The organism is Pseudomonas sp. IC_126 (assembly GCF_004331835.1).
GTDB lineage: Bacteria > Pseudomonadota > Gammaproteobacteria > Pseudomonadales > Pseudomonadaceae > Stutzerimonas.
Genome location: NZ_SJSS01000001.1, coordinates 416,661 through 442,569, shown reverse-complemented (window position 1 = coordinate 442,569; position 25,909 = coordinate 416,661). Strand labels below are relative to the sequence as shown.

The 25,909-nt window shown below is 62.8% G+C and carries 19 protein-coding genes; 3 read left to right on the top strand and 16 right to left on the bottom strand.

Annotated elements, in window-relative coordinates; translation table 11 throughout:
- Window positions 1-134 precede the first annotated feature (134 nt).
- The 9 genes from mdoH to E0D86_RS01960 all read right to left on the bottom strand — a co-directional run bounded on the left by mdoH (window position 135) and on the right by E0D86_RS01960 (window position 11,192).
- Window positions 135-2,666: a glucans biosynthesis glucosyltransferase MdoH gene (gene mdoH, locus E0D86_RS02000; protein WP_131648303.1), complete on the bottom strand. Its 2,532-nt coding sequence runs from the start codon at window positions 2,664-2,666 to the stop codon at window positions 135-137.
- Entirely contained in the window at window positions 2,659-4,158 is a 1,500-nt protein-coding gene (locus E0D86_RS01995; RefSeq protein WP_131648954.1) for a glucan biosynthesis protein G, read from the bottom strand. The genes mdoH and E0D86_RS01995 overlap by 8 nt, the downstream gene beginning before the upstream one ends.
- 220 nt (window positions 4,159-4,378) lie before the next feature.
- Window positions 4,379-6,661, bottom strand: coding sequence for a beta-glucosidase BglX (gene bglX / locus E0D86_RS01990; protein ID WP_131648302.1), 2,283 nt, complete (start codon window positions 6,659-6,661; stop codon window positions 4,379-4,381).
- A 192-nt stretch (window positions 6,662-6,853) separates the two neighbouring features.
- Window positions 6,854-7,393 (bottom strand): DUF3087 domain-containing protein, encoded by a 540-nt coding sequence (locus tag E0D86_RS01985; RefSeq protein ID WP_131648301.1) that lies wholly within the window; start codon window positions 7,391-7,393, stop codon window positions 6,854-6,856.
- A 289-nt stretch (window positions 7,394-7,682) separates the two neighbouring features.
- A complete protein-coding gene (wrbA, locus tag E0D86_RS01980; RefSeq protein WP_131648300.1) occupies window positions 7,683-8,282 on the bottom strand; it encodes an NAD(P)H:quinone oxidoreductase in 600 nt (199 codons plus the stop codon).
- A gap of 63 nt (window positions 8,283-8,345) precedes the next feature.
- Window positions 8,346-9,044, bottom strand: a complete 699-nt coding sequence (locus E0D86_RS01975) for a pirin-like bicupin family protein (protein WP_131648299.1) — start codon at window positions 9,042-9,044, stop codon at window positions 8,346-8,348.
- Window positions 9,045-9,181: 137 nt separating this feature from the next.
- Complete coding sequence (locus E0D86_RS01970; protein WP_131648298.1) at window positions 9,182-10,054, bottom strand: alpha/beta fold hydrolase; 873 nt, start codon at window positions 10,052-10,054, stop codon at window positions 9,182-9,184.
- 65 nt (window positions 10,055-10,119) lie between these two features.
- The gene (locus E0D86_RS01965; RefSeq protein WP_131648297.1) at window positions 10,120-10,830 is read right to left on the bottom strand and encodes an LrgB family protein; all 711 of its coding nucleotides are present in this window, start codon (window positions 10,828-10,830) and stop codon (window positions 10,120-10,122) included.
- Window positions 10,827-11,192 (bottom strand): CidA/LrgA family protein, encoded by a 366-nt coding sequence (locus tag E0D86_RS01960; RefSeq protein WP_131648296.1) that lies wholly within the window; start codon window positions 11,190-11,192, stop codon window positions 10,827-10,829. Before E0D86_RS01960 ends, E0D86_RS01965 begins: the two co-directional genes overlap by 4 nt.
- Window positions 11,193-11,594: 402 nt before the next feature.
- Here E0D86_RS01960 and ccoG point away from each other — a divergent pair, with 402 nt between their 5' ends.
- Window positions 11,595-13,010, top strand: a complete 1,416-nt coding sequence (gene ccoG / locus E0D86_RS01955) for a cytochrome c oxidase accessory protein CcoG (RefSeq protein ID WP_131648295.1) — start codon at window positions 11,595-11,597, stop codon at window positions 13,008-13,010.
- A 76-nt stretch (window positions 13,011-13,086) separates the two neighbouring features.
- On the top strand, window positions 13,087-14,496 hold the full coding sequence (gene mapR / locus E0D86_RS01950; protein ID WP_131648294.1) for a GntR family transcriptional regulator MpaR: 1,410 nt from the start codon (window positions 13,087-13,089) through the stop codon (window positions 14,494-14,496).
- 32 nt (window positions 14,497-14,528) lie between these two features.
- Here mapR and E0D86_RS01945 read toward each other — a convergent pair whose 3' ends face one another.
- The 5 genes from E0D86_RS01945 to E0D86_RS01925 form a co-directional block, all read right to left on the bottom strand.
- Entirely contained in the window at window positions 14,529-15,308 is a 780-nt protein-coding gene (locus E0D86_RS01945) for a PhzF family phenazine biosynthesis protein (RefSeq protein WP_218568007.1), read from the bottom strand.
- Window positions 15,309-15,428: 120 nt separating this feature from the next.
- Window positions 15,429-18,443 (bottom strand): transglycosylase domain-containing protein, encoded by a 3,015-nt coding sequence (locus E0D86_RS01940; RefSeq protein WP_256681112.1) that lies wholly within the window; start codon window positions 18,441-18,443, stop codon window positions 15,429-15,431.
- A 226-nt stretch (window positions 18,444-18,669) separates the two neighbouring features.
- Window positions 18,670-19,419: a Zn-dependent hydrolase gene (locus tag E0D86_RS01935; RefSeq protein WP_131648291.1), complete on the bottom strand. Its 750-nt coding sequence runs from the start codon at window positions 19,417-19,419 to the stop codon at window positions 18,670-18,672.
- 3 nt (window positions 19,420-19,422) lie between these two features.
- Window positions 19,423-20,352 (bottom strand): pyridoxamine 5'-phosphate oxidase family protein, encoded by a 930-nt coding sequence (locus E0D86_RS01930; RefSeq protein ID WP_131648290.1) that lies wholly within the window; start codon window positions 20,350-20,352, stop codon window positions 19,423-19,425.
- A gap of 11 nt (window positions 20,353-20,363) precedes the next feature.
- A complete protein-coding gene (locus E0D86_RS01925) occupies window positions 20,364-20,963 on the bottom strand; it encodes a glutathione S-transferase family protein (RefSeq protein WP_131648289.1) in 600 nt (199 codons plus the stop codon).
- Window positions 20,964-21,112: 149 nt separating this feature from the next.
- Here E0D86_RS01925 and E0D86_RS01920 point away from each other — a divergent pair, with 149 nt between their 5' ends.
- A complete protein-coding gene (locus E0D86_RS01920) occupies window positions 21,113-21,673 on the top strand; it encodes a TetR/AcrR family transcriptional regulator (RefSeq protein WP_131648288.1) in 561 nt (186 codons plus the stop codon).
- 24 nt (window positions 21,674-21,697) lie between these two features.
- Here E0D86_RS01920 and E0D86_RS01915 read toward each other — a convergent pair whose 3' ends face one another.
- Both E0D86_RS01915 and E0D86_RS01910 read right to left on the bottom strand, forming a co-directional pair.
- The gene (locus E0D86_RS01915) at window positions 21,698-24,772 is read right to left on the bottom strand and encodes an efflux RND transporter permease subunit (protein WP_131648287.1); all 3,075 of its coding nucleotides are present in this window, start codon (window positions 24,770-24,772) and stop codon (window positions 21,698-21,700) included.
- A gap of 5 nt (window positions 24,773-24,777) precedes the next feature.
- Window positions 24,778-25,875 (bottom strand): efflux RND transporter periplasmic adaptor subunit, encoded by a 1,098-nt coding sequence (locus E0D86_RS01910; RefSeq protein ID WP_131648286.1) that lies wholly within the window; start codon window positions 25,873-25,875, stop codon window positions 24,778-24,780.
- Window positions 25,876-25,909 lie beyond the last annotated feature (34 nt).

Genomic DNA, 25,909 nt, shown 5'->3' with positions numbered 1-25,909 from the left:
CTTTGGCTTTGCTGACAGGCTAGCGCCTGCGTTCGCCGCGAGGGCGCGCCTCCTACAAAAAGCGGTGCAGTGTGGGCTTTTTGGCTTTGTAGGAGGGACAACCTCGGGGCGATGCTTTTGAGCTGCGTTGCGGGCTACTGCCGGTGATACGCCTCGCGCCAGATCTGATATTGCTCGTCCTGCCAGACGCGATCATGCAGGCGCGCCATGCCTTCGGGGTCGTTGAGCAATCGCCAACGCGCCGCTTCGGCGGGGCCATCGGGCCCGGCAGCGAGAATTTCACGCATACGCTGTTCACGTAGCACTTCGGCCGCTGGTACCACCTTGGCGTGTCGCGCACGCGCCATGGCGCAGACCAGCGCGTTGAATGAAGGGTCCACCGTGGCGGCGATGAACCCCTGCTGCAATGCATCGGCCTGGTTCTGTTGGTTGTAGCGGTCCGTGGCGGCCAGTTCGGCGGGCGGGTTGAATTCTTCGGGAATCAGGAACAGCTTGCGCCGGAGCGCCGCCAAGCCGGGGCCCGTGCGGCTGGTGAGTACCGAGACCGGCGCAGAGAGGATCAGCGACACCACGATGGGCGCCAGCCACCAGAGGAACGCTGGATCGAGCCAGGCTACCAGTACCGTCCAGAGCACGCCCAGCAGCATCTGCGAACCATGCCGGCGCAGCGCTTCGCCCCAGGGCGTGGCGTTGTCGGCGCGTTGCGGCGACTTCCACTGCACCGACCAACCAAGGAATGCCGCCGTGACGAAGACGGTGTGGAACAGCATGCGCACCGGCGCCAGCAGCATCGAGAACAGAGTTTCCAGAATCATCGACAGCAGCAACCGGAGCCCACCGCCATATTCCTTCGAACCCTGAATCCAGATCAGCACCACGCTGAGCAGCTTGGGCAGGAACAGTAGTGTCAGCGTCGCGGAGAACAGCGCAATCGCCTCCCGCGGATGCCACTGCGGCCACAGCGGATACAGCTGGTTGGGCTGCAGGAAATACTCCGGCACCATCAGCGTATGGATCGCCAGCAGCCCGGTGGACAGAGCCAGGAAGGTGAACCACAGCGGTGCCGACAGATAGGACATTACCCCGGTGAGGAACACGAAGCGGTGCACCGTGTGCATGCCCTTGACCAGGAACAGCCGGAAGTTCATTAGGTTGCCATGGCACCAGCGGCGGTCGCGCTTGAGTTCGTCGAGCAGGTTCGGCGGCAACTCTTCGTAGCTGCCGGGCAGGTCGTAGGCGATCCACACGCCCCAGCCGGCGCGGCGCATCAGGGCCGCCTCGACGAAATCGTGGGAGAGGATGTCGCCGGCGAAGGAACCCTTGCCCGGCAGCGGCGCCAGCGCGCAGTGCTCGATAAAGGGTTTGACCCGGATGATCGCGTTATGGCCCCAGTAGTGCGACTCGCCCAGCTGCCAGAAATTCAGCCCCGCGGTGAACAGCGGCCCATAGACCCGCGTGGCGAACTGCTGCATGCGCGCGTAGAGCGTATCCATGCCGGAGGCTTTCGGCCCGGTCTGGATGATGCCGGCGCCAGGGTTGACCTCCATCAGCCGCACTAACGACGTCAGGCAGCCGCCGCTCATCACGCTGTCGGCGTCCAGCACCACCATGTAGCGGTAACTGCTGCCCCAGCGCCGGCAGAAGTCGTCGATGTTGCCGCTCTTGCGCTTCACTCGGCGGCGACGGCGGCGATAGAAGATATGGCCGAAACCGTCGACCTCGCGGCACAGCTCCAGCCAGGCCTTCTGCTCGGCCACGCAGGTGTCGGGGTCGTTGCTGTCGCTGAGCACGAAGATGTCGAAGTGCTCGATCTCACCCGTGGCCAGCAGCGATTCGTAGGTGGCTCGCAGCCCGGCGAATACCCGTGGCACGTCCTCGTTGGCGATGGGCATTACCAGCGCCGTGCGCGCCTCGGCCGGAATCGGTTCGTTGCCCGTGCTGGTGGCGGAAATGTTGTAGCGGTCGCGTCCTTTGAGCAATTGGAAGAAGCCCATCAACGCCGTCCAGAAGCCCACCGACACCCAGCAGAACAGCAGAGCGAACAGCAACAGGATGCTGGTCTGCACCACGTAAGGCAGGATCTGCCGCGCCGACTCCTGCAACGGTTGGTGATAGACCACCTGCAGATCGACCAGCGCCCAGCCTTGATATGGCAGCACGGCCTTCATGTGCCAGGTGGCGATGGCCGTCTGCGCCAGCATCAGGATCAGCAGCGCGGCACGCCGGTAAGCGGCAACCCGGCGCCAGCCCGACCTGTCGATGGGCTGCGGCGCGTCGGGCTGCTCCACCGTGCGGTTCTTCTTGAACAGCAGGCGCCACCAGCTCAGGCGCAGCACGCTGGTATGCCAGGGCTCCGGCACCATCCGCGTGCGCACGATCGGCGGCGTCGACTGGATGCAGGTGCGGCCCTGATGATCCGCGGTCAGCACCCCGCCACGCTCGAAAAGGTCACCCCAGGCAAGCTTCAGCCGCGCCGCAGCCGAGCCGAGCGGATCGCTCGGCGATTCATTCCCGTCGGACGTGCCCTGTGCCAATGCCCGATGCACATCGGCCAGCTCGCCTCCTTGCCGATCCACCTGCTCGCCCAGCGCCTGGCGTTGCTCGGCATCGAGGGGAAGCTCGGCGAGATAACGCTGGGCGAGCGATTGTTGCGCGTGTTCAGTCATGGACGGGTATCTGATAGCTCCAGGTTTCGGACAGCGTGGTCTCGCCATCCACCAGCGCCGCGCGCAATTCCACCGGACGCGCCGGGTCCTTGACCCGCAGCCGCAGCGTCAGCCGCCAGCCCTTGGTGACCGGGTTATGGCGCAGGTTGTTCTCCACCAGCTCGACATTGTCATCGACGCTGACCTGGGTGCTGACCGGCGCGTCGGCCGGCAACTCGGCCAGGTTCGGCCCGACGAAGTCGACGATCAATGCGGTGCTGCCATCGGGTTGGCGAATCAGGTTGGACTGCTTCACATCGCCGGCCGACAGGCGCGTCTGCTTGACCCAGGCGAGCTCGGGATCATGCAACTCGGGTTCGTCCATAGTGAAGTGCAGGCGATATCCGATCTCGATCGCTTCGCCCGGCGCTGGCGTCTTTTCCGGCACCCAGAAGGCAACGATGTTGTCGTTGGTTTCATCCGGCGTGGGAATCTCGATCAGTTCGACGTGGCCCTTGCCCCAGTCGCCAACCGGCTCGATCCAGCCGCTGGGCCGCAGTTCGTAGCGATCGTCCAGATCTTCGTAACGACCGAAATCGCGGGTACGCTGCAGCAAGCCGAAGCCTCTCGGGTTCTCCACGTTGTAGCTGCTGATGGCCAGGCGCTTGGGGTTGTTTAGCGGACGCCAGATCCACTCGCCGTTGCCGGCATGGATCGCCAGGCCTTCAGAATCGTGCAACTGTGGCCGGTAGTTGAGCTGCTCGCTGGGCTGATTGGCGCCGAACAGGTACATGCTGGTGAGCGGTGCGATGCCGAGCTTTTCCACCGGCGCACGCAGGAAGACCTTGGACTGCACATCCACGATGCTGTCCTTGCCCGGCGTGACTTCCATGCGATAGGCACCGGTGGCACGCGGCGAATCCAGCAAGGCGTAGATCAGCAGGCTGCCGCGGTCGGCCTGTGGGCGCTCGACCCAGAACTCGGTGAAACGTGGAAATTCCTCGCCGCTCGGCAGTGCCGTGTCGATCGCCAGCCCACGTGCCGACAGGCCGTAGACCTGCCCCTTGCCGACCACGCGGAAATAGCTGGCGCCAAGCAGCGTCATCAGCTCGTCCTGCTTGTCCTTCTTGTTCAGCGGATAGAGCACCTTGAAGCCGGCGAAGCCGAGGTTCTGCAGCGCAGCGGGGTCGATGTCTACATTGCCGAACTCGAACATCTCCGGGTCGTAGCGGATTTCACGAACGCGGGTCGCGGTGACCTCGTTGATCTTCACCGGTACGTCGAAATGCATGCCCTGATGGTAGAAGAACAGCTCGAAAGGCGTTTCGGCATCGCGCCAGTAGCCCTTGTCTTCACGAAAGCGCAGCTGCTGATAATCGGCGAAGGCCATCTCACGGAATACCGCCGGCAGATTGCTCTTGGCCGGCACGTAGGGCGCCGCTGCCAGCTTCTCGGCCTTGCTAGCGACATCATCGAGGCTGAACGCCCAGCTGCTGCCGACGACAAAAGCCATGCAAAGGCCCAGCAGATTGCCCAGCACCCGGCTTCTGGTGCGAGCCTTCGATCCTTGATTCAAAATGGTAAACACGGTGCCTCCTGAACAGTACGAATTGCGCACAGACCTTTGCCTGCTTGCGTTCCTTGGTCTACTACCCGCACGAATGATTCCCCGCTGATCGAAAACAGCGCCGCTCGTCAGGCCATTTTTGGCCGTTACATTGGCTCTATTGCAATCAACGCAACTCGAACTGCTGCGTCTGTACGCGCTGCGAATCGAGCCCTACCTGCACCTCGAACATCCCCGCTTCAGCCACCTGGCGCAGTTGCGCATCGACGAACTTCAGCTGGTCTTCGCCAACCCTGAAACGCACCTGCTGCTCTTCGCCAGCCTTGAGCCAGACCTTGCGAAACCCCTTCAGCTCCTTGACCGGACGCACTACCGAGGCGGCCAGGTCATGGATATACAACTGCACGACCGTCGCGCCATCGTACTTGCCGATGTTCTTCAGCGTCACGCTGACGTCTAGGCTTGCGCCACGTGAAAGCACATCGGTCGACAGGCGCGGCGGCGACAGGCTGAATTGTGTGTAGCTCAGTCCGTAGCCGAAGGGGTACAGCGGGCCGTTCGGCTCATCGAAATATTGCGAGGTGTAGTTGCCCGGCTTGCCTTCGACGAAGGGCCGGCCCAGACGCGGATGGTTGTAATAGGTGGGAATCTGTCCCACGGAGCGCGGAAACGAGATCGGCAGCTTGCCCGAGGGGTTGTAGTCGCCGAACAGCACCTCGGCGATGGCGTGCCCGCCTTCGGTGCCGCTGAACCAGGTTTCCAGCATCGCGTCGGCGTTGGCCTGCGCCCAGGAAAGATTCAGCGGGCGGCCATTCATCAGCACCAGCACCAACGGCTTGCCGGTCTGTTTCAGGGCGCGCAGCAAAGCCTGCTGGCTACTCGGCAGCTGCAGGCTGGTGCGGCTGGATGATTCATGGGACATGCCGCGCGACTCGCCCACCACGGCGACGATGACGTCCGCCTGCTCGGCTGCAGCGACCGCCTCGGCGATCATCTCCTCGGCCGAGCGCCGGTCCTGCACGACCTCGGGATTGTCCCAGTTGAGGAAGTTCAGGTACTCGACCATCCGCGGGTCGTCGGTGATGTTGGCGCCACGGGCGTAAATCAGCCGTCCGCGCTCGCCGAGGGCAGCCTGGAGGCCTTGGCGCAGCGTAACCGTCTGCTTTGCCACACCCGCTGCTGACCAGCTGCCGAGCATGTCGATATGCGAATCGGCCAGCGGCCCGACCAAGGCGATGCGCGCCGCCTTGTCGAGTGGGAGGACATTGTTGCGGTTTTCCAGCAGTACCAGCGACTGGCGCGCCACCTCGCGGGCGGCCTCGCGGTGCAGGCGGCTTTCGGCGTTGACCTCGGGCGGATCTTCGCTGGGCTGGCCGATGCGCCGGTACGGGTCGTGGAACAGGCCCAGATCGTATTTTGCGCCCAGCACTTCGCGCACAGCCTGGTCGACGGCCTGTATCGGCACGTCACCCGCCTGCACCAGTTCGGCCAGATGCTCACCGTAGAGCGAGTCCGCCATGCTCATGTCGAGCCCGGCGTCTATTGCCAGCTTCGCCGCCTCGCGCCCATCGGCGGCCACACCATGGCGGAGCAGTTCGGTGATCGCTCCATGGTCGCTGATGGTCACGCCGGAAAAGCCCCAGTCATCACGCAGCAGGTCGCGCAGCAACCAGCGGTTGGCGCTGGCCGGTACGCCGTTGATGGTGTTCAGCGCCACCATCACCGCGCCGGCCCCGGCATCAACGGCCGCACGGTATGGCGGCAGGTAATCCTGGTGCATGCGCAGCGGGCTCATGTCCACCACGTTGTAATCGCGCCCGCCTTCGACCGCACCATAGAGCGCGAAATGCTTGACGCTGGCCATCAGGCTGTCGGGGTTACGCAGAGACTCGCCCTGGTAGGCGCCAACCATGGTGCGGGCGATCTCGGACACCAGATAAGGATCTTCACCGAAGCCTTCCGAGGTCCGCCCCCAGCGTGGGTCACGGGCGATATCGACCATGGGTGCGAAGGTCATGTCGAGCCCGTCGGCGCTGGCCTCGATGGCCGAAATACGCCCCGCCGTAGCGACCGCCTGCATGTCCCAGGTCGAAGCCAGGCCGAGGCCGATGGGGAAAGTAGTGCGATGCCCGTGCACCACGTCGTAGGCGAAGAAGATCGGGATCTGCAAGCGGCTGCGCAGCGCGGCATCCTGCAGGGGACGGTTGTCCTGCCGGGTGACCGAATTGAAGGTGCCGCCGACATTGCCTGCAGCCAGCTCCTCGGCAAGCCGCTCCCGGGGCATGTCCGCACCGATGCTGATCAGACGCAGCTGGCCTACCTTTTCCTGCAGCGTCATCCGCTGCAGCAACTGCTCGATAAACGCCGGTTTGTCGTCCAGCCTGCTTTCGGCCAGAACCGGACAAGCTATGAAGATGGTGAGCAAGCCGAGTAGACACAGCCTTTTCATGAGGGGTTCCCGCATAAGGGTCTTGGAGGCACAGTGTCGCGCTTCACGCGGACCCATGGATCGCGGTGTAGTGACATAGGGAAATGAACGGCACCAAAAAACCAGAGACAGGACGGCTCTGGTGAAGGAAATCGAAAGGTATTCAGCCCGCTTTGACGCTCATGCGGGACGAGGCGGCGATTATTACCGCCTTCATTTCGCGGCGTCGATCTTTTTTACAGTCTCGATCCAGGTCGGTTCCAGGCGCTGCTGATCGACATCCAGGCCCAGCGCTTCCATGGCGCTGCGGTGCTGTTCGATTTCCGCCCTCATTTCGAGAAGAGAGCCGCTGTTGGCGTCCAGCTGGTGCATCTGGGTGAGGCCCAGATGGTAGAAGCGCAGCAGCTTCATCGCGGTAGGATCTTCGAGCGCCACGCCCGCTTTCACGTGATGCATGACGTTAGTCACGCTCATCAGGCTGCGTTTGAGCCGCCAACCGTAGACCGCCGATGCCATCCACGGCTGCTGCCAATAGACCAGGCGAACCAGCAGTACCGTCAACCCGAGCCCGATCACCACACCGGCGATGTTCAGGCGCAGGTTGTCGCCGCCCGGCTCGCCGAATATCGCCACTGCGGCGGCGGACAGCCCCATCGCCAAGAGCACGAAAGTGGCCACGACGGCCAGCGTGCTGCGTCTGGTTTGCTGGCGGTAGGTTTCGGGATTCAGCGGCTTGATTTCGAATGCGGGCATCAGGGCTCCTCGATTGCCAGATATGTTACGTGCGGCGAGAGCTTCGCGGCTGAAGCCGCGCCCTCAGTCGATGCACCTGTGGGACGGCTCTGGGTAGATTGCTGGTGGGCTGAAGCCCACCCTACGATACTGAAGTGGAGCGCTGCCCGGCCCACCCTACGCCACATCGGCGCGCATTATCACCGTATCGACTACACGCAGCTATCTGTATCGGAGCGGAAAGCGGGCCGGACAGGCAATGCCATCCGGCCCGCTGTGAAAAGGCAGCTACGAGCTGCCTACGAGTAGATCAACCCTTGAGCTTGAGCGTGGTCTTGGCGACCAGCTCGCCCTGATAACGCGCAATGGTCAGTTCCTTGGTGGACGGCTGACGCGAGCCATCACCGCCGGCGATGGTCGAGGCACCGTAAGGCGTGCCGCCGTTGGTCTCGGAAATATCGAAGAACTCCCCAATGCCATAGCCGGTGGGCACGATGATCATTCCGTGGTGGGCCAGGGTGGTCCAGGTGGAAGTGATGGTCATTTCCTGCCCGCCACCCGTGCCGGTCGACGTAAACACACTGGCGACCTTGCCGTGCAGCGCGCCTTTGGCCCAGAGGCCGCCGGTCTGGTCGAGGAAATTGCGCATCTGCCCGGACATGTTGCCGAAGCGGGTCGGCGTGCCGAAGATGATCGCGTCGTAATCGGGCAGCTCGGCGGCAGTAGCGATGTCTGCAGCCTGATCGGTCTTGCCGCCTGCATTCTTGAAGACATCTTGCGGCATGGTTTCCGGCACACGCTTGATGGTCACTTCGGCGCCTTGAACACGACGCGCACCGTCGGCGACCGCGTTGGCCATGGTTTCGATGTGGCCATACATCGAGTGATACAGCACGAGAATCTTCGCCATTTTCGTTTCCTCTTTCTGGGTTATGTTTCGACTCTGTTTCTATCTACGCTGTCGCCGAATCGCTCAGCGAACGTCCACCAGCACCACTTCGCTATGTTCCAGCGCCTTGATGGTGAGCAGCGTCTCATCACGCACCGCCACGCCATCCCCTGTCGCTGCAACGAGCCCAGCAACCTCGATACGCCCACTGGCGGGCACCAGATAGACCTTGCGACCATCACCAATTCGGTATTGGGCAACCTGACCTGGTGAAAGTGCAGCTGCGGCCAGACGCGCGTCGGCCCGGATCGGCAACGCATCGCTGTCATCAGCCATGCCGCTAGCCAGCGTGACAAATGCACCCGCACGCTCCACTGTAGGGAACGGGCGCGTACCCCAGCTTGGAGGCAGCCCGGTTTGGTCCGGGTAGATCCAAATCTGGAAAATCTCGGTGGGCTCGCTTTCGAGGTTGTATTCGCTATGGGCGATGCCGGTGCCGGCACTCATGACCTGTACATCACCGGCAGCCGTACGACCGCTATTACCCAGGCTGTCTTCGTGGCTGATGGCGCCCTTGCGGACGTAGGTGATGATTTCCATGTCGCGGTGCGTATGGGTCGGGAAGCCCGAGTTCGGCGCGATGGTGTCGTCATTCCAGACCCGCAAGCGGCCCCAGTGCATGCGCAGCGGGTCGTGATAGTCGGCAAATGAAAAATGATGGCGGGCATGCAACCAGCCATGGTGTGCGGCGCCAAGCTCGGCGCGCGGGCGGATTTCGATCATCGATGGCAGCCTCTGGGTCAATCAGCTCGACACCTTGCCGAGCGCTATGGCCGCCATTTTCCATTCAATCGATCGTCTGAATAGCGGATATTCTCGGTAAAACCTATCTATCTATCCGATACTTCAGGCGCCTGATGTTACGACAGGAATCCGAGAACCTCGTCCAACAGCAGTTGCGGAACCTCTTCGGCGATGTAATGACCTGCCGGCAGCGCCTTGCCTTGCACGCTCGTTGCGACGGCACGCCACTCTTTGAGCGGATCGAAGCAACGCTCGACGACGCCTTTAGCGCCCCATAGCACCAGCAGGGGCGCCTCGATACGCCGGTCAGCGGCACGATCTTCCCGGTCGTGCTGCAGATCGATACCGGCACTGGCCCGATAATCCTCGCAGAATGCGTGAACGGTGCCGGGCAGCTTCATGCAGCGCAGGTATTCGGCGTAGGCGGCAGCGGTGAACGGATGATGGTCGGCGCGGGTCGCCACGGCGGTCTTCAATACCAGCTCGGGCGCAGTCTCCATGAGCGTTTCCGGCAACGGTGCCGGACGGATCAGAAAGAACCAGTGCCAGTAAGCGCGCGCGAAGGTTTCATCGGTCTGGCTGTACATCGCGAGGGTCGGTGCGATGTCCAACAGAATCAGCCGGCGAACCGTCTGTGGATGATCCATCGCCAGACGATGGCTGACCCGCGCGCCGCGGTCGTGGGCAAGAATATCGAAACGCTTGAAGCCCAAGGTGCGCATCAACTCCACCTGATCAAGCGCCATCTCGCGCTTGCTGTAGGCCACGTGATCCTGACCGCCTTCGGGCTTGCTGCTATCACCGTAACCGCGCAAATCGGCCGCCACGACGGTGAAGTGTTCGGCAAGCTGATCGGCCACTTCGTGCCACATGACATGCGTCTGCGGGTAGCCGTGGAGCAGCAGCAAGGGCGGTCCGGAGCCGCCTTTGCGATAGGCGATCCGTACGCCATTGACCTCGCACTCGTCACGCTGGAACTGCTCGAACATGGGACCACTCCTGAAGGTTAGGACCTTAAGATTAGGCCCACATCGTTCAAGCGCAACAGCATCATTCAACCCATCAGCAGCGGCAGAAATAGCGCGATGAGAATGCCCAGCAGGCTCATGCCCAGCGCAGCGAAGGCGCCGCACTCATCGCTTTCCTCCAACGCGCGAGCTGTACCGATGGCGTGGGCGTTGATGCCGTAACTCAGGCCCCGGGCAGCGGGATGATCGACACCGGCCCAACCCAGCAGCCACGGCCCCAGCGCCGTACCGATGACGCCGGTGAGCATCACGAATACCGCCGCCAGCGAAGCGAGGCCGCCAATCTGCTCAGCCACCAGCATGGCGATTGGCATGGTTGCAGCCTTGGGCGACAGGCTCATCAGCACCGACAGATCCGCCCCCAAAGCGCTGGCGATCACCAACGTCAGGACGACGCCCAGCACGCCGCCGCTCACCAGGGTGATGAGGATCGGCCAGAACAGCTGCTGGATGCGCTTGATATGACGATACAGCGGTACCGCCAAGGCCACCGTTGCGGGGCCAACCAGCACGGCGATCATCGAGGCGCCCTCGCGGTAGCTCGCATAATCGATCCCGCATAGGTAGAGCGTTCCGACCACCAGCAGCATGCCTATCATCACCGGCTGCAGCACCAGCCAGCCGCTGCGTCGGTAGAGTGCCAGTGCGAGCTGGAACGCGATCAGCGTCAGCGCCACGGAAAACAGCGGGTGGTCCAGTGTCATCGCCCAGACATCACGCCATTCAAGACGATTCATAGCTGATTCTCCTTGCGGCGCTCCGTCCGCCGAATGAGGTACTGCATCAGCCAGCCGCAAAACGGAACGGTGACCATCAACGAAAGCACCAGCCCGGCCGCGATGGCAGGCAGATCGGCCAGCAAGGCATCGCTACTGGTCATGATCCCGGCCGCCGGCACGATAAGCAGCAGCGGCAGGTATTGCAGCAGCAGCGCGGCGGTTTTCTCGAGTGGTTCGGGGATGCCGCGGCGCAGCAACAGCAGGCCGAACAGCAGCACCATGCCGATGATTGGCCCAGGCAATGCCGGAAGCAGCAGAAGATTGATGACGCTGCCAAGCAATTGCAGCACTACTAGCCAGGTCAGGCCTTTGAGGATCATTGGAATTCCTTGAGTCGACAGCAGAACGGAACGCAGGGGGTTAAGCCAAGGATCGATAGCAGCATGCGCGCACAACCGATGCAAGCCCGGGACTATCGCCCGCTGCGGTGGTGGCAAAACAGGTGCAGATAGACGGAAAAAAACCGGATCAGTTAGCCAATGGATTTCGTCCTGATTCACCTGTGACCCGGCGTCGCAGGGCCTAGATAGTTAGTCGTCTCGTTAGGTTGCCGAAATTGAGCAGAAGTCCAGGCACGGCCAGCCTTCCACGCTGTTTCGGTCATCGCAAACCTTCATTCGTCCGCTATCTGATCCGTATTTAAGCTCGATGTCTGAGTCTGTTATGCACTTCTGCTCCACTCGATCATTCGCCCTGCCTGAATACCTGATGGGGCGCATGAAATGACCGAACGAATTCCCGCCACGATCATCGCCACTGTTGATCCAAGCAAACCGATACGCCTGACGCCCGCACAGACTGGCGGGCCGATCCATACCCGCAGCTTCTCCGGCCTGTTCCGCAATCTGCGCCTGCTGGGTGGCGGTCTGTTGCTGCTGCTCTACTTCGGCACCCAATGGTTGAACTGGGATGGCCGCCAAGCAGTGCTCTGGGATCTCGGTAAACAGCAATTCCATATCTTTGGGGCCACCTTCTGGCCGCAGGACTTCATCCTGCTGTCGGCATTGCTGATCATCGCGGCCTTTGGCCTGTTCTTCATCACGGTACTGGCTGGCCGCGTATGGTGCGGCTCCGCGTGCCCGCAGAGCACCTGGACCTGGGTTTTCATGTGGGCGGAAAAGGTCACCGAGGGCGACCGCGGGCAGCGGATCAAACTCGACGCCGCGCCCTGGTCCGCCTCGAAGTTGCTACGCCGCACCGCCAAACACGCGATCTGGCTGGCGGTTAGTCTCGCGACGGCGCTCGCCTTCGTCGGCTACTTCACTCCGGTACGCGAATTGGTCCGTGATCTGTTCACCCTGGAGCTCGGGTTGTCCGCCGGCTTCTGGCTGTTCTTTTTCACCGCTGCGACCTACCTCAATGCGGGGTGGCTGCGTGAAAAGGTCTGCCTGCACATGTGTCCCTATTCGCGCTTCCAGGCGGTGATGTTCGATGCCGACACGCTGCTGGTTTCCTACGATGCGGCCCGTGGCGAAAGCCGCGGCGCGCGACGCAAGGACAGCGATCCGCGCGCGCAGGGCCTCGGTGACTGTATCGACTGCACCCTGTGCGTGCAGGTCTGCCCCACCGGCATCGACATCCGCGACGGCCTGCAGCTGGACTGCATCAGTTGCGGCGCCTGCGTCGATGCATGCGACAACGTGATGGACAGGATGGGCTATGCGCGCGGCCTGGTTCGCTTCACGTCTGAACGCGCGCTACAGGGCGGCAGAACGCGCCTGCTTCGCCCGCGCCTGATCGGCTATGCCGCCGCACTGCTGATGATGATTGGCGCCTTCGTCTGGGCGCTGGATGTTCGGCCGATGCTTTCGCTGGATGTCACCAAGGACCGCACCCTGTATCGCGAAAATACGCAGGGCCAGGTCGAAAACATGTACAGCCTCAAGGTCATCAACAAGACCCAGCAGCACCGGCAGTACGCGATATTGCTCGGTGAGGGACCATTCGAGCTGCACGGCCGACGCGAAATCAGCCTGGCGCCCGGCGAGATCGCCGACCTGCCGGTCAGCGTGGCGCTTACCGACGCCAGCCATGGCCGGGCGCTGAGCCGCAGACTGCAGTTCGAGGTACGCGACCTGGTCGATCCGCACAGCGCCGTCAGTACCTACAGCACCTTTGTCGCGCCAGCCAATCCGTGAGCCGCGCGGCAACACGAGATACACCGTCCGCGCTTCGTGCAGTATCGTCACCCATTGCCGCAGCTGAGCCAGACGCATGAAGCGCTACGAAAAATTCGCTGACGAGATAGCCGAACTGATCCGCACCGGGGTACTGGGGCCGGGCGAAAGAGTGCCGTCGGTGCGCCACGCCAGCCGCACCTACGGGGTCAGCCCGTCGACGGTATTCCAGGCTTACTACCTGCTCGAAGATCGCGGCCTGATTCAGGCGCGGGCGCGTTCGGGCTACTTCGTTCGCGAACATGCCAAGCGTCCGCTGCACGAACCCGAGATCGGCCCGCGGCTGGCCGAAACCACCGACGTTGGCGTCAGCGAGCTGGTGTTCTCGGTGCTCGCCTCGCTACGCGATCCAAACACCGTGCCCTTCGGCTCGGCCTTTCCCAGCCCGGAACTCTTTCCGCTGCAACGCCTGGCTCGGTCCATGGCTCAGTGCGTACGCGACATGCCGGCCAGCGCGGTGATCGCCGAGATGACGGCCGGCAATCCGGACCTGCGCCGGCAACTCGCCCTGCGCTACATGGTCAGCGGCGTGATGCTGCCGATGGACGAACTGGTGATCACCACCGGCGCCATGGAGGCGCTGAACCTGTGCCTGCAGGTCGTGACCGAGCCAGGTGATCTGGTTGCCATCGAAGCGCCTGCTTTCTACGCCACGCTGCAGGTGCTGGAGCGGCTCAAGCTCAAGGCGGTGGAAATCCCGGTGCATCCGCGCGAGGGCATCGATCTGGACACACTCGCTGACAGCCTCGCCAAGCTTCCGATCAAGGCGTGCTGGTTCATGAGCAGCCTGCAAAATCCGCTGGGCGCGAGCATGGGTGAACCGAAGAAACTGCAGCTTTACGAGCTGCTGCGGCAGCATCAGATACCACTGATCGAAGACGACGTCTACGCCGAGCTCTATTTCACCCAGGAACCGCCCAAGCCCGTCAAAAGCCATGACCGCGACGGCCTGGTCATGCACTGCGGCTCATTCTCCAAAAGCCTCGCGCCGGGTTATCGAGTCGGCTGGGTCGCTGGCGGGCGGTACGCCGAGCAGATCGGCCGGCTCAAGCTCATGACCACGATTTCTCCTTCCGTCCCGGCCCAGGCGGCCATCGCCAACTACCTGCAGCACGGCGGTTACGACCGTCATTTGCGCAAGCTGCGCCACGCGCTGGAAATGCAGCAAGGCGCAATGCTCGCCTCCGCCGCCCGACATTTCCCGGCGACCACGCGGGTCACACGCCCCGGCGGCGGCTACTTTCTGTGGTTCGAATTCCCGGAGCAGGTCGATTCCCTGCAACTGCTGCAGCTCGCGCTCGCCCAAGGCATCAGTCTCGCCCCCGGCCCGATCTTCTCGGCCACTCAACGATTCCGAAACTGCGCGCGGTTGAACCATGGCCACCCGTGGGATGCGCGCAGCGAAAAGGCCATGGAATTGCTCGGACGGATGATCAAATCGTTCTAAATCGAAGCCTCGGCAGTAAGCCACGCACGACGCTAAATCTCGATCGTTCCCTGCAGGTACTGCACTGCTCGCCCGGCGACGAACACGCGCTCCCCTTCCACCCGGCAATACAGTAGCCCGCTACGACGCGAGGCCTGCAGCGCAACCAGCGATGATTTGCCCAGGCGCCCGCTCCAGTAAGGCGCAAGACCGGCATAAATCGAGCCCGTCACCGGATCTTCATCACCACCATTGGCCGGCCAGAAATAACGCGAGACGAAGTCCTGCTCACGCCCCGGCGCGGTGATCACCACATCCAGCGGGGCGAGTGTCTTGAGGGCAGCAAGGTCCGGCGTCAGAGCGCGTACCTGCTCCTCGTCCTCGTATACGGCGAACCAGGCCTGACTGCTTTTCAGGACGGCTTGCGGAACGATGCCTAGGCCGTTGGATAACTCCGCCGGAGGGTCATCCACGCGCTCGGGTTCGCGGTTGGGGAAGTTCATTTCCAGCAAGCCGTCGTCCAGCTGCGCGACGCTGATGTCGCCCACCGCCGCCGCACGGAAGGTCAGCGGCGCCGTCGCCATTCGCTGGCTGAGCAGCACGAAGGCGCTAGCCAACGTTGCGTGACCGCAAAAGTCGATCTCGGTAATGGGCGAGAACCAGCGAATATGAAAAGCACCGTCCGGCTCGCGTACCAGAAAGGCGGTTTCCGACAGGTTGTTCTCGATGGCGATCGACTGCATCTGCGCATCGCTCAGCCATTGCTCCAGCGGCACCACCGCGGCGGAGTTGCCCTTGAACAACACATCGGTAAATGCATCGACCTGATAGATCGGCAGTTTCATGCTCGCCCTCATCCCTGCTTGGCGCCCGCCATCGGGCGCGCTAATCGAACGAGTCTCGCCGAGCGGGAAGCGCTCGGCAATCTTCCTGAGTGACTGGCTGTGGCCGGGTCAGGAGCTCGACACCATGCTGGCGGTCAGCGTGGGCTTGATCGGCTCTGCCGGTGGCTGACATTGCGTCTGTGCGCCGACCTGCAGATAGGGCTGGAGAATCGGCGCCATGCCTTTGAGCACCTGCACCGGCAGCGCCGAGGTGAAGCGGAAACTGTCCGCGCCGCGCCCTGGAACGTAGGCGGTCAAGGTGCCGAAATGATTCGGGCCGAGAAAGAAAACGAAGGTGGCAGTCCGGTTCAATGCCAGAGAACTGATCAGCCGCCCGCCTGCCCCAATGGTCTGGATGCGGTTGTCGCCCGTTCCGGTCTTGCCGCCAACACGCAGCGGTTCGCCGTCACTTTGCAGGAAGCTGCCGCGCAGCCGGCGCGCCGTACCACCCTCAACCACATTGGCGAGCGCTTCGCGTAACGCCGCGGCCACCTCACTGTGCAGCACCCTGACACCCGTATTCGGCCTGATGCCCACGCGCGTTTCATACGGCGTGTCGCTGGCAAAATGCAGGCTGTCGATACGCACGCTGGGCAGGCGCACGCCGTCGTTGACGATGATGCCCATCAGCTCCGCCAGCGCGGCCGGGCGATCGCCGGAACTGCCCAGCGCGGTGGCGAGCGACGGCACCAGATGATCGAAGGGATAACCCAGACGCTGCCAGCGACGGTGGATGTCGGTGAAGGCTTCCACTTCCAGCATGATGCGAATGCGGCTGTCGCGCGCGCTCTTGTGCCGGCTGCGGAACAGCCAGCCGTAGACCTCCTGGCGCTCGGCGGTGCTGGCAGCGATCACCTCGGAGATGCCTGCATCCGGGTGCTTGATCAGATAGCCCAGCAACCACAGGTCCAGCGGATGCACCCTGGCGATGTAGCCCTGATCCGGCAGGCTATAGGCGCCCGGTCCGTAACGGGTGTAGAGCGAATCGAGCTTGTCGTCGTTGAGTTCGACGCCCGGCAGGGCTTGCTTGAGGAAGCGGTCGAAAGCAGCACGATCGGCCTCCGGCATCAGGTAGCGGTGCACCGCGGCGAGCCGGGGCGGCGTCGGGCGCATGCCGTCCAGCAGCACTTCGATGCGTTCCTCAGCAGTCTTGCCACGGTACTTTTTCCAGAAGCGCTGAAGGAACACCGAGCCCTCGCGGTCGGCGAAGCGTCGCAGATATTCACGCCGCTCGGGGTTGTCGTCACTTTTCAACAGCTCGGCGCCGTTGGAGGTCTGGTAGGTGCTGTACCTCACCAGATCACGCATCAAGCGTACGAACGGCAGGTTGATCGACTCTCGCAGCGCCTCGCGCATGGTGGGCAAACGTCCGTCATCCTCACGACGAAAATTGCCGAATCGATGCATACCGGCCCCGGTGAAGAAACGCTCGGCGGGACTGGCCGAGTAGCGGCGTTCCAGCGCCGCATCGAGCATCGCCGGTAGGTTGCGGTCCTCGTGCTCGATCAGATAACCCACGGCCCAGCGTGTCAGCGGATCGAGCGCCTCGGCTTTGCGCAATTCGCTGATTTCGGTTTGCGCGTAGCGATCGTGCAATTCGGCGATCACTTCGAGATAGGTAGTCAGCACGCGCAGCTTGGCCGTGGAGCCAAGCTCCAGTTTGCTGCCTTCATTGATATCGAACGGCTGGTTGGTGTTGTCGGTCTGTACACGCACGCGGAAGCCCTGCTCACCGCGCTCGAACAGCGTGAAGCTGTAGCGGACGTCCGCGGTGCGCTCCGGCGACAACATGCGTTCGCCGAACAGCCCTACTTCACCAGCAAACTCCGGCTCCGCCAGGCGCAGCAGATAGTCGCTGACTTGCTTCTGCAATTCGCCGTGCAATGGTGTGGTGGCGGCCAGATCGAGACGATCCAGTTCATACAGCGACACGCCGAGCAGACTGCTCAAACGCATGCGCGCGGCGGTAATGCCCTTGCTGGTCGGCACCTCGCGGATGCCCGGCTCGCGGCGTAGATCACGGAACATCACCTTCTGCTGCAGCGCCGCGTTGCGCAGCCGGGTGCCGATCACCCCACCGTTGGCCAGCAGACGGATGTGGCTGTCGGTGAGCTCCGCCATGTCTTCACGTCCGGAGAACAGGTAATACGACGGGCGCCGCTGAGCGATCAGCAACGACAACACCTGGCGCAGCGCCAGGCCCCGTGCCTCATAACTGACATCGGCGTTGCGGCGCGAGTCCAGCGCACGGTTGACCTCGGCGAAATCCGCGCCGAACCAGAGGCGCAGTCCATCGGCAATGCCATGCACTTCGCCGTGACCGTACGCCGCCGACAGCGGCACGCTGTTGAGGTAGTCGCGCACGATACGCTTGCGCGTGGTCAAGGTTTGCTGGCCTTCGCGGTAGGTGCGCACGCTCGCCGAAATCATCTGCCGAATCTTTTCTTCGACGCTTCCGGTTCGGCCTTCAGGCGAGTGGCGGTATTTCTCTACCTGGGTCGCGAGCGTACTGCCGCCAGCCGCCTGTACCGGCAGGCCGAGCTTCTTTTCGACCTGGCTCACAGCCGCCATGGTGAAACGCGGCCAGTCCACAGCCGGGTTCGCGCGGGGTCGCTCGGCATTGAGCAGCCCACGATCCTCAATGAACAGCAGGCTCATCGCGATGATGGGCGGCACGTCTTCGAAGGTTTCGTAGTACTGATGCGGGTAGCTGTTGGCGTATAAGGGCTCGCCACGGCAATCGCCTATCGTCAGCCCCGCCTGCGACTTTTCCGGATAGGGCAGGAAGAAGCCGTGGCTGGCGTAGCGTTGCAAGGCCGGCGAAAAACGCACCTGCTGTTGGATATCGAAACCGCGCTCGGTCAGCCGCTCGAGAAACTTTGGCAGCGCCGCATAGCCCAGACGCCGATCGAAAGGCCCAGCCTCGGGGAAGCGGATATTGGTGCTCGCGCCGGGCTCGACCCGATAGTCGAGGTTCTCGGCATAACGGCTCAGCCATAGCGCCTGCAGCTTTGAGGTATGCATCTCATGCCAGGCCGCATAGCCACCGCCTGCCAGCAGCGAGATGCCCAGCAACAGCGTCATGCGGCGCGCCAGACGGCTGCCGTGCGTGGTTGGTCTACCGGTTTTGCTGGCCTTCGATGCGCGCTTGCCACCAGCCGCCCGGGAGGTATCGCTCCGCCATACTGCGCCCATATGTTCCGGCCTGGCTTCCTAGGAAAATCACAGGCTTAAGCTTAGCTGTTGGCGTTTCGTTCACGTGTTCAAGCAGACGAACGGAGCCGCTCAAGAACGGCCTTGGCAGAGCCCCTTATTCGATCCACGTTGGATAAAAACCGAGCCGCGCTTGCAGCTGAGCATCCCGCACCTGCAAAACCTCGGCAGGCAACGGCTTTTGATTGCTTTCACTGCCGACGGCATCGCCATGAAAGAAGTAGCGCTGCCCATCATCCAGGGTGAGAAACAGCCCTAGCGCGCCATGCCCGGGCAGTTTCACCACAATCAGCCGCCCGTCGCCAAACAGGTCGAGGCTATCCTCGAATCCATAAAAAGAACGCCGTTCGAAGCGCAGCGGCTGCCAATCGACCCCATGAGCGAACTGCGCCGGGATGACTGCAGGCGGCGTTGCGGTGCGGGCGTAATGAATGCTTTCCGGATTGGCCAGCACCGGCAGATCGGCAAAGTCGGCCAGCCCGGACGCGTACTCCCAACGGGCGCAACCCAGCACAACCCGGTCGACGCTTATGCCATCGCGATCAAGCTGATCACGCGCAGGCTGTACGGCCCGGTAGCGCCTTTCACGCCAAGGAATCACGCTGTCCAGCTGCGCATCGATCTGCCGGCCGAGGCCCGTGCCGAATAGCAGCCGACTGCCCTGATGCTCGATCAGGACGGCAATTTGATTGACGGTTGGCGGCTGTACCCAGCCACCGTCGCGCCAGGAGAATTCACCGCTGGACGTGGTCTGCGCGGTGCGAACCAAGCTGAAGCGCAGTTCCGCTGCGCTCACGGTTCCGGCCAATAACATCAATGACAAGCCAACTATCCTCAGGCTGCGCATGGCTCACACTCCTGCCTCGGGAAGGAATGGCGAAAACTGGGGCGAAGCGAACGCCAACGGCAGGCGCGAGCGGCGCAGCGTCCAGCGTCCCGGCGTCAGTGCGAGCATTCGCTCCGCGCCGGCCGGCGGTGTGACATTCAACGCCTCGTACTGCTCAGGCCAGATCAGCTCGGCACGCGCCTGCAGGTGCAGCAGATCGCCGCTGCTGAAATCGATCAACAGCAGCCCACAGCGCGGGTCGCGCAGCAGATTGCCGAGCGTGTTGAATAGCCGGTTGCCGCTGTAGTCCGGTATCCAGAGCCGACCGTCCCGGCCGACCTCGATAAAACCGGCCGGTCCGCCACGATGCGAAATATCCACCCCGCCACCCTGTGGGTCCGAACTCTGGCTGGCGATGAACAACGTGTCCGCCGCCTGTACCAGCCCCAGCCATTGTTCGTCCAGGCCGTCACCCTCAAGCATTAACCCCGGCAGGCGCGGGGTTGCCTGCCAATCGCGTGCCTGGATGTACTTCGGGCAATTGCCGAACGACTGCGCGACCGCGACGCTGAAGCCGCGCTCGTCACTCTCGACTATGCGCCCATTCATCCTGTTGCGTCTGCGGGTCGGCCATTCGAGCCCGAGCAGACCGACCGCGGCGCGCGGCTGCAGCAATGATGCGATCGGATCGTCGATCTGTGGCCGGGCGCCAACGCACAGCAAGGCTGGATGGGGGGACCAGGCGAACCCAGCCGCGCCGCAGAGTATCGATGCATGAGGCTGCCCTTCGCTGTCCACCGCCGCTACCAGCAAAGCCGGTAATTGCGCGAAAAATTCCCGATGCTGCTCAGGCATAAACGATCGGATCACGCGACTGCCTATCTGCTCGGCTTTTTCGCGAACGCCGGCACGGGTCTGAACGGATTGCTCGCCGACGTGGAAGGGGCTGCTCATGGCGATATCCCCTATTCCAGGCCGGGCATGCTGATGTAGTCCGGCAGCTCGCGGATGCGCGAGCACCAGGCACGGATTGCCGGGTACGGACCGAGATCGATACCGCCCTCACCAGCCAGCGCCGCGTAGGGGTATACCGCGAGATCGGCGATGTTTGGCGCAGCGGTTTCGGCCAGCCAGGCATGTTCGGTGAGCTGCTGCTCGACTAGCTGCAAAGCGGCGAGCGCACGGCTGGCGGTCAAGGGTTCGTCGATCGGCCGGCGGAACAAGCGCCCTACCCGAGCCGTCGCCGGGCCGTGATGCATCTCGTTGGCGGCGAAACTCAGCCAGCCAACGACGCGCGCCTGAGTGAGCGCATCTTGCGGATACCAGACTTCGTCGGCGTAGCGCCGTGCCAGGTAGACGAGGATGGCCTGGGAGTCGACCACGCGGGTATCGCCATCCTCCAGAACCGGCACCTGCCCGCGCGGATTGATAGCGAGAAACGACGGTTGCTTGTGCTCGCCTTGCAGCAGATTCACCGGCACCAGCTCAACCGGCTGGCCGATCAGGCTGAGAAACAGGCGCGCTTTGTAGCAGTTACCGGACAGGGTCAGATCGTACAGCTTCATCGTGTCGCTCCTTCGCAGATGTGGTTGGGTAAGGCACGACTGGATAATAGACAGACCTGTCTGTACACTGCAAGTGCAAAATGTTCTCAAGGATGACGATTGGAGCGAAAAGAACCGCTGCCGCATAATGGCCGCCCGAGGAGACCGACATGGCATCGAACAAGCGCGACCTACTGCTCAGCACCGCCGAGCGGCTGTTTTACACAGAGGGCTACCACGCCACGGGCATCGACCGGATTCTCAATGAGTCCGGCGTGGCCAAGATGACGCTGTACAAGCACTTCAAGTCGAAGGAAGAACTGATCCTGGCGGTGCTCGACGCACGCCAGCAGCCGATGCTCGAGCGTCTGCGCGAAGCGCGCGACAAGCTGCCGCCGCGCAAGGCGCTGCTCGGCGTTTTCGATGGGTTGAACAATATGATTCACAGCCCGAACGCGTTCTGTGGCTGCTTGTTCATCAACGCCGCGGCTGAATATCACGACCGCGATCATCCGATTCATCAGCGCTCGGCGACTTACAAGGCCCAGTTTCAGACGCATCTGCGCGAGCTGCTCGAAGCGCTCGACGCACCGCAGCCGGAGCAACTTGCGCGGCAACTACAATTTTTGATCGAGGGTGCGCTGAGCATGGCGCACATCGAAGGGCCGGCTGATCAAGCGCTACTGGCCAAGGCGGCGGCCGATCAATTGCTGCAGGCCGCCGGTATCTGAATAACTGCAGGCAGATGCGCGCCCTTACGTCGGGCGCTCTTCCTTCACGCGGAACCAGGCGGCGTAGAGCGCCGGCAGGAACAACAGCGTCAGTGCCGTCGCGACGATCAAGCCACCCATGATCGCCACGGCCATCGGTCCAAAGAACACGCTGCGTGACAGTGGAATCATCGCCAGCACCGAGGCCAGTGCAGTCAATACGATGGGCCGGAATCGGCGCACGGTGGCGTCGATGATCGCATTGAAGCGATCTTGGCCGGCGCCGATGTCCTGTTCGATCTGGTCCACCAGAATCACCGAGTTGCGCATGATCATCCCCGAGAGCGCGATGGTGCCGAGCATCGCGACGAAGCCGAACGGCTTACCGAACAACAGCAGGAACAGCGCAACGCCGATCAGCCCTAGCGGCGCGGTGAGGAACACCATGGCCGAGCGCGAGAAGCTCTTGAGCTGGATCATCAACAGGCTGACCACGACGATGATGAACAGCGGCATACCGGCATTCACCGACGCTTGCCCACGGCTGGAATCTTCCACCGTGCCGCCAACTTCCAGCAGATAGCCGCTGGGGAGCGCATCGCGAATCTCACTCAATGTCGGTTCGATCTGCTGCACCAGCGAAGCCGGCTGCTGTTCTCCGTAGACATCGGCACGCACCGTCACGGTCGGCAGGCGATTGCGGTGCCAGATCACGCCTTCCTCGAAGCCATATTCCAGCGTGGCGACCTGTGACAAAGGCACGCTGAGGCCGCTGGCGGTAGGAATCGCCAGGCTGGGCAGCATCGACAACATCTCGCGCTCACGTTCGGTGCCGCGCAGCAGAATCTCGATCAGCTCGTTGTCCTCGCGAAACTGGCCGGCGGTGGTACCGGTGAAGGTGCGCTTGAGGAAACTCGATAGCTCGACCGTGCTCACCCCAAGGGCGCGGGCGCGATCCTGGTCGACATTCAGCCAAACCACCTTGCTCGGCTCTTGCCAATCCAGGTGTACGTTGGCCACGTGGGGGTTCTCACGCACCTTGGCTGCGACCTGACGCGCCAACTTGCGCACCGCATCAATGTGCTCGCCGGTCACTCGGAACTGCACCGGATACCCCACGGGCGGGCCATTTTCCAGCCGGCTGACGCGCCCACGCAGGGTCGGGAAATCTTCGCGCAGGCGATCGATCAACCAGCTGCGCAGGGCTTCGCGTTCCTCAATGCTTTCGGCCAGCACCACGATCTGGGCGAAACTCGTAGCGGGCAGCTGCTGGTCGAGCGGCAGATAGAAACGCGGTGACCCGTTGCCGACATAGGCCACGTAGTTGTCGATGCCAGCGCGCTCCGCGAGCATTTCCTCGAGGCGGTGCACCTCGGCTTCGGTGGCCTTGAGCGAAGCGCCTTCGGCCAGCTTGAGATCGACCATAAGCTCCAGACGCCCAGACGCCGGAAAGAACTGCTGCGGGACGATGCGGAACAGGCCGATCGCACCGACGAAGAGCAACAGCGTCAGTACGATCACCATTTTGCGCCGACGCACGCAGAACTGGATGAGGCGCCTGACCCGCTGGTAGAACGGCGTCGAATAGGGATCGTGCCCTTCGTCGCTACCGCCGTGTTTTTGCGCGTGACGCTTGGCCAGATCCGGCAGCAGTTTCGCACCCAATAGAGGGACGAATACCACCGCGGCGATCCACGAGGCAACCAGTGCGATAGTCACCACTTGAAAGATTGAACGGGTGTATTCACCGGTACTCGACTGCGCCGTGGCAATCGGCAAGAAACCCGCCGCGGTGATCAGGGTGCCGGTCAGCATCGGAAAAGCCGTGCTGGTCCAGGCGTAGCTCGCCGCCTTGAGCCGGTCGAAGCCCTGCTCCATTTTGATTGCCATCATCTCTACCGCAATGATCGCGTCGTCCACCATCAGCCCGAGCGCCAACACCAGCGCGCCGAGCGATATCTTGTGCAGACCGATGTCGAGGTAATTCATGGTCGCGAAGGTCATCGCCAAGACCAGCGGGATCGATAGCGCCACCACCAGACCGGTGCGCACGCCGAGCGAGAAGAAGCTCACCAGCAGCACGATCACCAGCGCCTCGATGAGCACCTGAACGAACTCGCCGACACCAGTCTTCACCGCCGCCGGTTGGTCGGACACCTTGCGCAGCTCCATGCCGGCCGGCAATTCCTGCTGCAATCGCGCGAATTCGCCCTGCAATGCCTCGCCCAGCATGAGGATGTCGCCACCGTCCTTCATCGACACCGCCAGACCGATCGCCGGCTCGCCCATGAAGCGCATACGGGGCGCCGGCGGATCGTTGAAGCCACGATAGACGTCAGCCACATCGCCGATACGGAAGGTGCTGCCAGCCACGCGGATGGGGAAGTCGCGAATTTCCTTGACCGTCTCGAAGCTGCCCGTCACACGTAGTTGGACGCGGTCGCTCGAGGTCTCGACGAAGCCCGCCGACAACACCGTATTCTGCGCTTCGAGCGCCTGCTGCACGGCTTCCAGCGGTACTCCCAGGTTGGCCAGCTTGACGTTGGAAAGCTCGATCCAGATCTTTTCGTCCTGCAGGCCGATCAGCTCGACCTTGCCGACATTCGTCACGCGCTGCAGCTGCAGCTGGATGCGGTCGGCATAATCCTTGAGCACCGCATAGTCGAAGCCCTTGCCGGTCAGCGCATAGATGTTGCCGAAGGTGGTGCCGAACTCGTCATTGAAGAAAGGGCCCTGCACGCCGGCCGGGAAGGTATGGCGGATATCGCCGATCTTCTTGCGAATCTGGTACCAGAGTTCGGGAATCTCCCCGGAGCCCATCGAATCGCGCGCCATGAAGGTCACGTTGGATTCGCCCGGTCGCGAGAAGGAAACGATGCGTTCGTAATCGCCGGTCTCCATCAGCTTCTTCTCGATGCGCTCGGTGACCTGACGGGAGACTTCCTCGGCCGTGGCGCCGGGCCATTGAGTCTGGATCACCATCGCCTTGAAGGTGAAAGGCGGATCTTCGCTCTGGCCGAGTTTGCTGTAGGAAAGTACCCCGACGACGGCCACCAGCAGCATCAGATAGATCACGATCTGCCGGTTACCCAGCGCCCAGGCGGAGAGATTGAAGCGCATCGCGATTACTCCTGCGCCGCCAGCACGACCGGTCGGTTGTCGCGGTCCACTGCCCTTACCTCCTGGTCTTCGTGCAGCATCTGAACGCCGGCCAGCACGACCCAGTCGTCAGCCTGCAAGCCATCCAATATGGGTACCAGGGTTTCGCCGAAGGCACCGGTGCGCACGGCGACTCGCTCCAAGGTGGCGCCCTCCGTCACTCGCCAGACATAGGCCTTGCCCTGCTCGGCCGTGACAGCCGAAAGCGGCACGGCCAGCGGCACCTCGCCGTTGTTGCGGATCGACACCAGGGCGCTCTGACCCAGCTCGGCCGGCACCTCGGCATCGGCGAACGCGACGCGCGCCGAGTAGGTACGCGATTGCTGATCAGCCGCCGGCGATAACTCACGAATGTGTCCGGGGTACTGCTTGCCGGGATGCGACCAGATTTCCACCGAGACCTTCTGCCCCACCGCATAACGATCCAGCGCCTGCTCCGGCAAATGGATCGCCACCTCACGCTCGCCATCAGCGGCCAACACGAACGCGGTCTGTCCTGCCGCGACCACCTGGCCGACCTCGACCCGACGTTGAGCGATTACCCCCTCGCGGGTCGCCCGCAGAACGGCGTAGTCGACCTGGTTGCGCGCCACGTCGAACTCAGCGCGCGCCTGCTGCAGACGCGCCTGGGCCGAGCGAAAGGCGTTTTCGGAAGAATCGAACTGCGAGCGGCTGACCAGTTGGCGATCCATGAGCGTCTTGTAGCGCTCGTGCTCGGCGCGCGCGACGCGAAGGTTGGCCTCGGCGGCGGCTACCTGGGCGCGCAGACCTTCCAACTGCAATTGCACGTCGCGCGGATCGAGCTTGGCCAACGGCTGATCCTTGCGCACTCGTTCACCGGCTTCGACCAGACGCTCGGTCACCTTTCCGCCGATTCGGAACGACAGTTCAGGCTCGTAACGCGCATGCACCTCGCCCGGATAGCTCTCGACCGCCTCGCTGGCCGGTTGCGGTTGAACCACCATGACCGGCCTTGCCGAGAGCTGCTCGGGCTCGCCGTTGCCGCAGCCGGATAACAAGGCGAGACCAATGACACCAAGGAAAGGCAAGGCATGTCGGAACACGTTTGGTTCTCTCTCTGTCGCAAGGCGGGCTTTA